Source organism: Paraburkholderia edwinii (assembly GCF_019428685.1).
In the GTDB taxonomy this organism is placed as follows: domain Bacteria; phylum Pseudomonadota; class Gammaproteobacteria; order Burkholderiales; family Burkholderiaceae; genus Paraburkholderia; species Paraburkholderia edwinii.
The window spans coordinates 348,783-360,852 of record NZ_CP080096.1; the positions used below are offsets into that span (position 1 = coordinate 348,783).

At 61.9% G+C, this 12,070-nt stretch carries 6 protein-coding genes; 4 read left to right on the plus strand and 2 right to left on the minus strand.

The features are described from left to right. The first annotated feature begins 203 nt into the window (after nucleotides 1–203). Entirely contained in the window at nucleotides 204–5,762 is a 5,559-nt protein-coding gene (locus KZJ38_RS23400) for a trifunctional serine/threonine-protein kinase/ATP-binding protein/sensor histidine kinase (RefSeq protein ID WP_219802076.1), read from the plus strand. 26 nt (nucleotides 5,763–5,788) lie between these two features. On the opposite strand, the gene KZJ38_RS23405 is transcribed toward KZJ38_RS23400, so the two are convergent. Then, nucleotides 5,789–6,661, minus strand: a complete 873-nt coding sequence (locus tag KZJ38_RS23405) for a LysR family transcriptional regulator (RefSeq protein WP_219802077.1) — start codon at nucleotides 6,659–6,661, stop codon at nucleotides 5,789–5,791. On the opposite strand from KZJ38_RS23405, the gene KZJ38_RS23410 reads away from it, so the two are divergent. The 3 genes from KZJ38_RS23410 (at nucleotide 6,572) to KZJ38_RS23420 (ending at nucleotide 10,068) form a co-directional block, all read left to right on the plus strand. Next, nucleotides 6,572–7,759: an HPP family protein gene (locus KZJ38_RS23410; protein ID WP_246641963.1), complete on the plus strand. Its 1,188-nt coding sequence runs from the start codon at nucleotides 6,572–6,574 to the stop codon at nucleotides 7,757–7,759. The two genes, KZJ38_RS23405 and KZJ38_RS23410, sit on opposite strands and share 90 nt — an antisense overlap. 105 nt (nucleotides 7,760–7,864) lie before the next feature. Next, complete coding sequence (locus tag KZJ38_RS23415; protein WP_219803582.1) at nucleotides 7,865–8,401, plus strand: carboxymuconolactone decarboxylase family protein; 537 nt, start codon at nucleotides 7,865–7,867, stop codon at nucleotides 8,399–8,401. Between the two features lie 203 nt (nucleotides 8,402–8,604). Continuing rightward, nucleotides 8,605–10,068, plus strand: a complete 1,464-nt coding sequence (locus KZJ38_RS23420; RefSeq protein ID WP_219802078.1) for an amidase — start codon at nucleotides 8,605–8,607, stop codon at nucleotides 10,066–10,068. Nucleotides 10,069–10,121: 53 nt separating this feature from the next. Here the strand turns inward: KZJ38_RS23420 and KZJ38_RS23425 are convergent, their stop codons facing one another. Then, complete coding sequence (locus KZJ38_RS23425) at nucleotides 10,122–12,062, minus strand: S9 family peptidase (RefSeq protein WP_219802079.1); 1,941 nt, start codon at nucleotides 12,060–12,062, stop codon at nucleotides 10,122–10,124. Between the last annotated feature and the right edge of the window lie 8 nt (nucleotides 12,063–12,070).

Sequence of the window (12,070 nt, forward strand, 5' to 3'; positions counted from 1 at the left end):
GGACACCTGCACACTCGTCAGCGACGACCCCAGGCATACCCAACCGCCTCGCAAACCAGGCGGCATGTGCCGCTGTCCGCCGTCGCATACTGAACCCCGCGACGCGGTCCATGTGGCAAACTGATCATTGCCGCCTGGCGGGTGTTCGCACATCCATTCTTTTCGCCTGAATCCGGCAATGGCCCGATGAAGGAAATCGACAGATGAATACGTCGATTCAACTCGACGCGGATGGAGATCGTCACTGGCGAACGCTGCAGCAGGACAATGAACGCGTCCTGCGGCGCGGCTGGCGTGTGAATGACGCTGGCCAGCGGACTTCCGTGTTGCTGGTTTCGCCCGCCGTCGAGCAGCCGTTGCCCGCAACCCTCGATCGTCTCGCTCACGAATGCCGGTTGAAGGATGAACTCGATGGTGCGTGGGCAGTGCGGCCACTCGAGCTTCGTCGTGCATACGGCCAGACCATGCTGGTGCTCGAAGATCCCGGCGGCCATCCGCTCGACGGCCTGTCCGGCGCGCCGATGGCGCTGGAAACCTTCCTGCGCCTCGCCATCGGCATGGCCACGGCGCTGACCGGCATGCACCAGCGCGGCCTCATCCACAAGGACATCAAGCCCGCGAACATCTTCGTGAACTGCACGAACGGAGAGGTCAGGCTGACCGGTTTCGGTATTGCATCGCGACTGGCGCGCGAACGGCAGGCGCCCGAGCCGCCGGAAACCATCGCGGGCAGCCTCGCCTACATGGCGCCCGAGCAGACCGGGCGGATGAACCGCTCGATCGACTCCCGTAGTGACCTCTACTCGCTGGGCGTCACCCTTTACCAGATGCTCACGGGCGAGCTCCCTTTCACGGCCTCCGATCCGATGGAGTGGGTCCACTGCCATATTGCGCGCAAGCCGGCAGCGCCGAACTGGCGGTTCGCAACAGTGCCGCGTCAAGTGTCCAGCATCGTCATGAAGCTCCTCGAAAAGACCGCCGAGGAACGCTACCAGACGGCGGCCGGTGTCGAGCGCGATTTGCGGCGCTGTCTGACCGAATGGCAAACCAGACACATCATCGATGAATTTCCGCTCGGCGAACGCGATACGCCGGACCGGCTCATGATTCCCGAGAAGTTGTACGGGCGCGAGAAAGAGGTCGGCACCTTGCTCGCTTCGTTCGATCGCGTGGTCGCCGGGACGAGGCCGGTACTGGTGCTCGTCTCCGGATACGCGGGAATCGGCAAATCGTCTGTCGTCAACGAACTCCACAAATCGCTCGTGCCGCCGCGCGGTCTTTTTGCATCGGGCAAATTCGACCAATACAAGCGTGACATCCCCTACTCCACTTTGGCGCAAGCTTTTCAGAGCCTGATACGCCCGCTGCTGAGCAAGAGCGAAACGGAACTGGCCAGATGGCGCGGCGCGCTTCGCGACGCGGTGGGTCCGAACGGAAGGCTCGTGGTCGACCTCATCCCGGAGTTGAAGCTCATCATCGGAGAACAGCCGCCCGTCGCGGATCTTCCGCCACAGGACGCGCAGCGCCGATTCCAGCTGGTGTTTCGGCGGTTTATCGCCGTGTTCGCCCGGCCGGAACACCCGCTTGCCCTATTCCTTGACGATTTGCAGTGGCTGGACGCGGCCACGCTCGACCTGCTCGAACATCTGCTGGGCCGGACGGACATGCAGCATCTGATGCTGATCGGCGCGTACCGCGACAACGAGGTCAATCCTGCCCATCCGTTGATGCGCAAGCTGGAAGCGATCCGCCAGGCTGGCGGGAAAGTGCAGGAAATCGTCCTTGCTCCCCTGACGCGTGAAGACATGGAGCAACTGATCCGCGATTCTCTTCACTGCGATCCGGGCCCTTCCATTTCGCTGGCACAACTGCTGCACGAGAAAACCGCGGGTAATCCGTTTTTTGCAATCCAGTTCCTTTCCTCGCTTGCCGAAGAGGGCCTGCTCACCTTCGATCATGGCGAGGCGCGCTGGTCGTGGGACCTGAAGAGGATCCACACCAAGGGTTACACCGACAACGTGGTGGACCTGATGGTGGCCAAGTTAGGTCGCCTGCCCACGCAGACGCAAACGGCGTTACAACGATTCGCGTGCCTCGGGAACACTGCAGCGTTCGCCATGCTCAGCATGATCTTCGAGAACGGCGACGAGGAGATGCACGCCCGGCTTTGGGAAGCGGTTCGAGCCGGGCTCGTGTTCCGCTCGGAGGAGTCTTACCGGTTCCTCCACGATCGCGTCCAGGAAAGCGCGTATTCGCTGATCCCGGATAACGCGCGTGCCGGGACGCATCTCCAGATAGGCCGGTTGCTTGAAACGAAAATACCTGCGGAAAAGCGGGAAGAAGCGATCTTCGAAATCGTCAATCAGCTCAATCTCGGCTTTGAGCTCATCACCTCTCTCAAGGAGCGCGAAGACCTGGCGGAGCTCAACCTGATAGCGGGCAAGCGCGCCAAAGCATCGACCGCCTATGCTTCGGCATGCAAATATCTTTCCTTTGCCATGTCCCTGGTTGGCGAGCACCGATGGGACGACCGTTATGAGCTGGCGTTCGCCATCTGGTTCGAGCGCGCCGAGTGTGAATTCCTCAATGGAAAATTCGAAGAGGCCGAACGATTAATTTCGAGGCTTTTTGCCAAAAGCACGTCCAGAATCGATAACGCGTCGGTTTGCCGACTCAAGATCGATCTCGATGTCATGAAGTCGGAATACGCGAGCGCGGTCAGCTGCGCGCTCGAGTGCCTGCGTCTGTTCGGCATCGACATGCCGTCACATCCGACTCCCGAAGAGGTGCAGGCGGAATACGAGGAAGTCTGGAAGAACCTCAATGGCCGGTCGATCGAGAGCCTGGTCGACTTGCCGCTCATGACCGACCCCGAGATGCTGGCGGCCATGAGCGTGCTGTCGGCGCTGACCGCGCCGGCGATTTTCACCAACGACGAACTGAACCGCCTGCACACCTGCCGCATGGTGAGCCTCACTTTGCTGCATGGCTCGAGTGGTGCGGCGACGCATAGCTATGCCGGGTTCGGGACGATGCTGGGTCCGCACTTCGGGCGCTATCCGGACGGTTATCGATTCGGAAAGCTTGCCTGCGATCTCGTCGAGAAGCACGGATTCGCCGCGTATAAGGCGAAGATGTGCTTAACGATGGAGATGATCGTGCTCTGGAGCGAGCCGGTCTCGACTGCCCTCGATTACATCCGTGAGGCGTTTCGCGCCGCGATCGAGACGGGCGACCTCGCACGGGCCTGCTATAGCTGCAACCACACCGTTACCGACCGGCTCACGCGTGGGGATCCGCTCGATGAGGTATTGGACGAAACAGAGCGCGGCCTCGATTTTGTCCGCAAGAGCAAATTCCGCGATGTCGCCGACATTCTCGTGAGCCAGCAGCGATTTATTCGCGCCATGCGGGGAGAGACAACGACCTTCTCCACCTTCAGCGACGAAGTGTTCGATGAAGCGGCGTTTGAGGCGGGGCTTACCGAAGACCGCATGAGCGCGTTGAGCTGCTGGTACTGGATTCTTAAACTTCAGGCCCGCTTCCTCGCCGGCGACTATGAGGTTGCCATCGCCGCGGCCGAGAAGGCGAAGGAATTGCTCTGGTCCTCCGACGCGCACATCCAGTTGCTCGACTACTACCTGTACAGCTCGCTTGCGGTGGCGGCCGTCTACGAGACCGCCGCGCCGGACAGGCAGATCGAATGGCGCGCGCTCCTCGCCAGACACGCGGAGCAATTGCGAGACTGGGCCGACGCCTGCCCCGTGACGTTTTGCGACAAGCACGCATTGGTGTCAGCGGAGATCGCGCGCATAGAAGGCCGCGACCTCGACGCTATGCATCATTACGAAGAGGCGATCCGTGTCGCGCATGCAAGCGGCTTCGTCCACACTGAAGCATTGGCGTATGAGCTCGCCGCGCGTTTTTACGCGGCACGCGGATTCGACAAGTTCGCGGATACCTATTTGCGTTCCGCGCGTTATGGCTATGTCTGTTGGGGCGCCATCGGCAAAGTCCGGCAACTCGACAGCGCATATCCGCATCTGCGTGTGGAAACGGCGGCGGGCGGTCCGGATAGCACGATCGGGACTTCCGTGGAACAACTGGATCTGGCGACGGTGATCAAGGTCTCGCGTGCGGTGTCGGGCGAGATGATGCTGGACAAGCTGCTCAACACGCTGATGCAAACCGCGATCGAGCAGGCGGGCGCCGTGCGCGGTCTGCTGGTCCTCGCCCGCAGCGGCGAGCCGCGCATCAAGGCGCAAGCCTTGGTCGACGGCGACACGGTCGCGGTACAGGTGAGCGACGCACCCGTGACAGCGGCAATGCTGCCGGAAGCGGTGCTGCGCTATGTCATGCGCACCCGCGAAAGCGTCATTCTCGATGACGCGTTGAATCAGGATCCGTTCAGCGCCGATCCGTACATCAGGCAACATCGTGCCCGCTCCGTGCTGAGCTTGCCGCTGATCAACCAGGGCGAACTTATCGGGGTGCTCTATCTCGAGAACAATCTGACGCCATCGGTGTTCGTACCGGCCCGGATCGCGGTACTGAAGCTTCTGGCGTCGCAAGCCGCCATCACGCTGGAGAACTCCCGTCTGTACGGCGATCTCGCTGAACGGGAAGCCAGGATCCGGCGCCTCGTCGACGCGAATATCGTCGGCATCTTTATCTTTGATCTCGATGGCCGGATTTTCGAAGCGAACGACGCGTTTCTCCGTATCGTCGGCTATGACCGTGACGATCTCGTCGCGGGGCGTTTGTGCTGGACGGAATTGACGCCGCCTGAATTGCTCGAGCGCGACAGACGGGAGCGGATGCCTCAGCTGCTCGCGACGGGGACATTGCAGCCCTTCGAGAAAGAGTATTTCCGAAAGGACGGCAGCCGTGTGCCGGTGCTGATCGGCGCGGCCAGCCTGGAGGCAAGCGGGAATCAGGGCGTTTCGTTCGTGCTCGATCTGACCGAACGCAAGCGCGCCGAAGCCGAAGCACGCGAAAGCGAGCAGCGGTACCGCGAGGTTCAGATGATGCTGGCGCACGCGAATCGCGTCACGACCATGGGGCACCTCGCGGCCTCGATCTGCCATGAAATCAAGCAACCGATGACCGCGGACGCCACGAACGCAGAAGCGGGTCTCTGCTGGCTGAACGCTAAGCCGCCGAATCTGGAGGAAGCCCGCCTGGCGTTTAACCGGATCATCGAGAGCGCGATGCGGGGCGGCGAGATCGCGACGCGCATTCGGGGCCTCGTCAAGAACGTTCCACCGTCCAGGGAGAGGTTGCAAATCAATGAGGCGATTGGCGAGGTCATCGCGCTGACGCGCAGCGAGGCCGTGAAGCACGACGTCTCTGTACGGATGCAGCTTGCCGATGACTTGCCGCTCGTTGAAGGCGATCGTGTCCAGCTCCAGCAAGTGATGCTGAACCTCGTCATCAACGCCATCGAAGCGACGAGCACGGTCGATCAGGGTCGACGGGAAGTCACGGTCAGCACCGGCGAGGACGACTCAGGCAGCGTGCTTGTCACCGTGCTCGATTCGGGACCGGGTATCGCTCCCGAACACCTCGAGCGCCTTTTCGAGGCGTTTTACACCACGAAGGCTGCGGGCATGGGCATGGGGTTGTCCATCTGCCGGTCGATTGTGGAAGCGCACGGGGGACGGATATGGGTCAGCGCGATCATGCCGCATGGCGCCGCGTTTCAATTTACCGTTCCCGTTCGTGGTGGCATATCTGAACCACTGATCAAGCTCAGCGCGTAAGCGGCGGTTGCGCCACGCCTTGCCGACTAGCCGTTTTCCGCAAAGGCCGGGTTTTCGGCCACGATTTTCACGAGGAAGTCCATGACCGCGCGTATTTGCGGCGCACTGCGCAGGTCCTGATGGACGGCCATCCAGATATCGCGCGAAAACGGCTCGCCTTCGTACGCGACGCGCTGCAGCTGCGGATCGGCCTCCGCGAGAAAATCAGGCAGTCCCGCTATGCCCGCGCCTGCCCGAGCCGCGACCAGATGGCCGTTGATCTCGCCGATTTCGCAGGCAATCGGCCGCTTCCCCGCCACGCTCATCAACCATTCCTGCTGTGCCACACCGACGAAGCCCGCGTCATAAGCGATGAACTCCCACGCCGACGGATTATGCAGATGCGGATAGTCCTTGCTTGCGTACAGGCCAAACGACACGCGCCCCAGCTTGCGCACGACGCTTGTCGGTTCCTCGGGCCGCGCCAGTCTCACAAGCACATCGGCCTCCCTTCGGCTGAGGGAAACCTGCCGTGCCTCGCACGTCACGGACAGCTGTACGCCCGGATTTGCACGACGAAAGTCGGCTACATGCTTGACCAGGAAATTTGCCACGAGCACGGGCGGCGCGCTTAGCGCGACCTTGCCGCTGAGCGGCGAACGGCTCGCCTCCAGCAGGCGTTCGACCGCGTACGCGCCCTCCTCCATTTGCTGCGCCACTTCGAATACACGCTCACCGATCGGCGTGAGCTTGCAGCTCCTCGACTGACGCTCCACCAGGCGTGCCGCGATTTCACTCTCCAGTGCGCTCAGGCGCCGACTCACTGTCGCGTGGTCCACCTTAAGGCTTCGAGCGGCGCCCGACAGCGTTCCGATGCGCGCGATCGCGAGGAAGTAGCGAATATTTTCCCAATCGAACATCGGTGCGTTAACGCCAGGCAGGTTTGCAGATATGGGGAATACTCGCACAAGTTGGAGATCCCTATCATCGGATTGTGCAACCGGCAGGGTTTATTTCCGATGAGCAGTTCCCTACGCCGCGACCGACGCGGCACGTTCTTCGACGCGTTGATTGTTGGTCCCGTCCTTTCCGTTGTCCTCCTTGCCATTGTCGCGAAGGCCGCGCTTCTGACTGGCGTGATTTACGTCCTTTTTCCCGAACTGGCCGCGCTGAGCTATGACGTATTGAAGCGGCCAACCGGAGCGTGGGCGAGTTCGCCGGTCATGCTGGCCATTACGCCGGCGGTCACCGCGGCCATGGGCACCGCATTCACGCAAGCGATGCCGTATGGCCTGATGTCGGTGGCCATGACGATTGCCGGCGCAATACTGATTGTCGGCTGGATGCGTTCGCCGATCGTGCCGGCCATTTCGGCCGCTTTCTTGCCGCTCGTGTTCGGTATCACGAGCTGGTGGTACCCGGTTTCGATCGCCGCTGTGATGGCCTCTCTGGCTCTGACCTCCAGGCCTTACGGCCGTCTCGTGACTTCGGGCGAGGTTCGTCAGGCATCGGCGCCCAACGCCGGTGTTCCAGCCAATGACGTGCCACGCGTGCCCTGGGTCAGGATGTGGCGATCCTTTTTTATTTTCACTGCCTTTCTGCTCATGGTGTACGGATTGGCTGCGATCACGCGTCTGCGGCTGATTCTGTTTCCGCCACTGGTGGTGATCGCTTTCGAGATGTTCGTTCACGCGAACGTTCGTCCACGGCCGATGCGTCATCTTGCTGTGCCGTTTGTCTGCACGATCACCGCCGGTGCGGGACTCGCCGCGCTTTTAGCGTTTGGTGCGGGGCCGCTGTCCGTCGTCATCTCGATGCTGGTCGGCATTCTGACCTTGCGTGCATTACGCCTGCACTTTCCACCTGCGCTGACAGTGGGTCTTCTGCCGCAGATCATGCCGCACGCCGACTGGCGGTTCGTGCTCTCCGTCGCGCTCGGCATCACGGCGCTAAGCGGCACGGTTTTGCTTGCACGCCCATTTTTGCTCAATCGAAGCGCGACCCTCCCAGCGGGATGACTGATCAGGGTCACTCAATCATGGCCACTAAATCAGTGGTCACAAGCTTCACGTGCCATGCCGCACGTTATTCACTCATCTTTTTTAATCTCAAAGGAACACGTCATGCCTCGCCTTAAGACCATCGAAATGTCAGACGCCACAGGCCGCGCGGCCGAACTGTTCAAAGGCGTTAAAGCCTCTGTCGGTAGGGTGCCGAATTCCTATATCGGTATCGGCGGCAATAGCCCGCTCGCGCTCGAGGCCGTACTGAATCTCGAGGGCTCGCTCAAGAAGAGCAGCCTTACCGCGCGGGATATTGAAGTCGTGAAACTGGTCGTGAGCCAAACGACCGGCTGCGACTATTGCCTCGCCGCACACACGATGGTGAGCAAAAAAATCGGCATGGATCGCGAAACCATTCTGGCGTTGCGGCAGGGACGGCCATCGGGCGACGCGCGCGATGACGCATTGGCCAGGTTCGTGCTGCATCTGATCGCAACGAGCGGCACGGTTCAAACCGAGGTGGTAACCGCGATCAAACTGGCCGGGTTCACCGATCCGCAAATCGTGGATGTGGCGATGGCCGTCGCCACCATTGTCTTTACCAATCTGTTTAACCGGATCAACGATACGACGCTTGATTTTCCCGCAGCGGACTAGCGGAATACCGGACTGGACGACATTCGATCCCGGCGACGCTTGAATGCGGGTGACTTGCCGGCGCATCGGCATGACTGTCAGGAGCAGACTTCTGGAGTTCTAAAGCATCTTCGAGGGTGTTAACATGACCGCGAAATCGAAAGCGGCCGTCCGCGCGCGTCTGGCGGAACCGCATTACCCTGGCATCGGGAGCGGTTGCGCACATGACTACCTTCGACTGGAAATACAAGTCTGTCCGGGAGCTGTCGGCAGCGCTGGCAGCAAAAGAAATTTCGGCCTATGAACTTGCCGAAGCGGCCATCGCCCGAATCGAAAGCCTCGACGCGAAGCTGAATGCAGTCTGCGTGCGCGACTTCGATCGCGCGCGCGATGCGGCGCGCGCCGCCGATCACGCATTGGCGAAGGGCGAGCGACGGCCCCTGCTGGGCATTCCGCTGCTCGTCAAGGAATCCTTCAATATCGCCGGTCTGGCGACCACGTGGGGCTTTCCCCAGCACAAGCATTTCGTCCCGGCGGAGGACGCCCTGCCGGTCGCGCGTGTCAAGGCCGCCGGCGGCGTTGTGCTCGGCAAAACGAATGTTCCGTTCGGCCTCAGCGACTGGCAGAGCTACAACGACATCTACGGGACGACCAACAATCCCTTCGACGCGAGCCGCTCGCCCGGAGGTTCGTCCGGCGGGTCGGCCGCGGCGCTTGCCGCAGGCTATGCACCGCTCGCGCTCGGTTCCGATCTCGGCGGATCGCTGCGGATGCCGGCGCATTTCTGCGGCGTCTATGCCCACAAGCCCACGTTCGGGGTCGTGCCTTCGCGTGGACATGTCCCACCGCCTCTCGCGCCGCTGCCCGATACGGTCGATCTCGCGGTGGTCGGGCCGATGGCGCGTAGCGCCGCGGACCTCGCGCTCCTTTTCGACGTCATGGCCGGACCGGACGAGATCGATGCGGGGATTGCCTACAGGCTCGATCTGCCGGCTCCGCGACACGAGCAGTTGAGCGACTTCCGTGTGCTGGTCCTCGACACGCATCCGCTTGTGCCGACCGACGGTGCCGTGCGGCTCGCGATCGCATCGCTTGCCGAACGACTTGGCGAAGCCGGCGTTCAGGTCGCTCACGCAAGCGAACTGCTCCCCAATCTCAGCGACAGCGCGCGGCTCTACATGCGCATGCTGATGTCCCTGCTGTCCGTGAGTTGGCCCGCAGACGTCTATGCCAATCTTCAGAAGCAGGCGGCGGCGATGCCCGTGGATGCCTCCGGCCTCGACGCCGAACAGGTGCGCGGCGCGGTGCTGAGCCATCGCGACTGGATCTTCGCGAACCATGCCCGTGGACAATTGCGCGCGCAATGGCGTGCGTTTTTCAAAACGTTCGATGCGCTGATCTGCCCCGTCTCGCCCGTGGCTGCGTTCCCGCACGATCACTCGCCGAGAGAAGCACGGCGGATTGTGATCGACGGCGAGCCCCATTCCTACGGCAGCCAGATTGTTTGGCCCGGCATCGCCACGCTTCCTGGCCTGCCGGCAACTTCCATTCCCATCGGCCTGTCGCCGGAAAGCCTGCCAATCGGCGTCCAGATCATCGGACCGGCATTCGAAGATCGCACGCCGCTCAAGCTGGCCGAATTGATCGAGGCTCAATTCGGCGGCTTCGTTCCGCCGGCAGGTTTTTGACGTTGTCTAATTGACTTTGTCTTAACGGCAATTACCTGGCGTCGATCTGAACGCTACAGGTTGTCGATCTCGACCGGCTCAACCGCATCGGCAATCTCGAAGCCAAAAATTTTTCCATAGAAGTACAACTCGGCTTCGAGGCAGCGCCGGATATTGTCGGCCACGCGAAAACCATGCTGTTCCTCGGGGAACACAATCGATGCGACGGGCAAACCCTTCGCGCGCACCGAGCGATACATCGCTTCGGCCTGATCGGGCGGCACGACCTTATCTTTGCCTCCCTGGAACAGAATCATCGCGCAGGACAAGCGGTCGGCATGATTGATCGGCGAGCGCTCGTGATACAGCGCCTTTTGTTCCGGGTACGGGCCGACCAGCCGGAACAGGTAGTGCGATTCGAATTTATGGGTTCCGCGCAGCAACGCTTCCAGATCGCCAATGCCGTAGTGACTTGCACCGGCCTTGAAGCAATTGTGGAAGGTCAACGCGCAAAGCGTCAGATAGCCGCCTGCGCTGGCGCCTCGTACTGCGAGGCGGTCTTCGTCGACGAAACCCTGCTTGACCAGATAAGCCGCCGCGGCGACCGCGTCGTCCACGTCGTCGACGCCCCAGCGCCCGCTCAGCTGCTGCCGGTAGGCGCGGCCGTAGCCGCTGCTGCCGCTGTAGTTGACGTCCACCACCGCGAAGCCGCGGCTGGTCCAGAATTGAACGCCCCACTTGAACGAACGGTCGGACGAGCTCGTCGGGCCGCCGTGCGCCATGACGAGCAATGGCGGGCGTTGATCGGCGGGGCCTGCATGGTCCGCGTTGAACGGCGGATAGTACAGCGCGTGCGCGGTTCTGCCACCTGCCGAGGGATAACTGATCGGCTGCGCAATCGACGTATAGGCAGGGTCCGCGTCGATCCGGCTCGAGCTGCGCAGCACGCGATGCGTGCGGGCGGTCAGGTCGAACTCGATGACCGCTTCGGACGATGCCGGCGTGGCCGCGATCAACACCGCTTTGTCGTCGTGCACGTGCAGATCGCGCATCATGCAGAACGGCGTGTCGATCGTCTCGAAGCTTTGCGCAGCCGGATCGAGTATGGCAAGGCGCGAGTCGGTGTCCTGCTCATAGATGCACAGGATGCGCCCCTTGGCATCGAAGCCATACGTCGTCATGCCGAATAGCCACTGCGGCTTGCCGAACTCCGCGTCGATCGCGTGCAGCGGGACCATCTCGTCGCCATCGATGCGATAGAGGTTCCACCAGCCGCTGCGGTCGGACACGACATGCAGTTGCCCCGTGGGCGACCACGCCGGTTGAAACAGCGATTCCGTGATTCCCGCCGCGATGCGGCGCGGCGGCCCGAAGCGTCCGTCGCTGCCGATGTCGGCAAGCCACAGTTCGGTGGCGTCCCACGGCATGTCCGGATGATTCCACGCGAGCCACGCAAGGCGGCTTCCATCAGGGCTCAGACACGGCGATGAAAAAAAGTCGTGCGTGTCGGCAATGCGCGTGGGGACGCCGGAGTCGAGGTCGATGGCGGCGAGGAAGTTGAGCGGTTCGTGATCGTTCCCGCGATGGTCTTCGCATACGGCAATCAGCCGTCGATGGCGGCTGTCTTCGATCATGTCGGCAAAGCGAAGGCCTTCCGTTTCCTTTGCGTCTTTGGTTAGTGCGCGCGGCGTGCCGGTTGCGTCGAGCGTATAGAGGCGTTGATCGGCCCCACTGCTGAAGTACAGGGCGTTGCTTCCAACGGCAAATGCGCCGCCGCCGTATTCGTGCACTTGAGAGCGCACGCTGACCGGAGGCGCGAGCAGGTCGGAGGCGGCACCGCCCGCATAGCGGACGAGCGCGTTGCGGCCCTGTTCCTGCGGCCGGCCCTCGGTCCAGTAAATGGCGTCGCGCGTGATCGCGGTCTGTCCGAGACGGATCGTGTCGCCGACGATCAGGTCGGTCGTAACAGGTGACTTCCAGGCTCCAAACGGTTGGATTGCAGGAACGGTTTTCATGTGTCCGG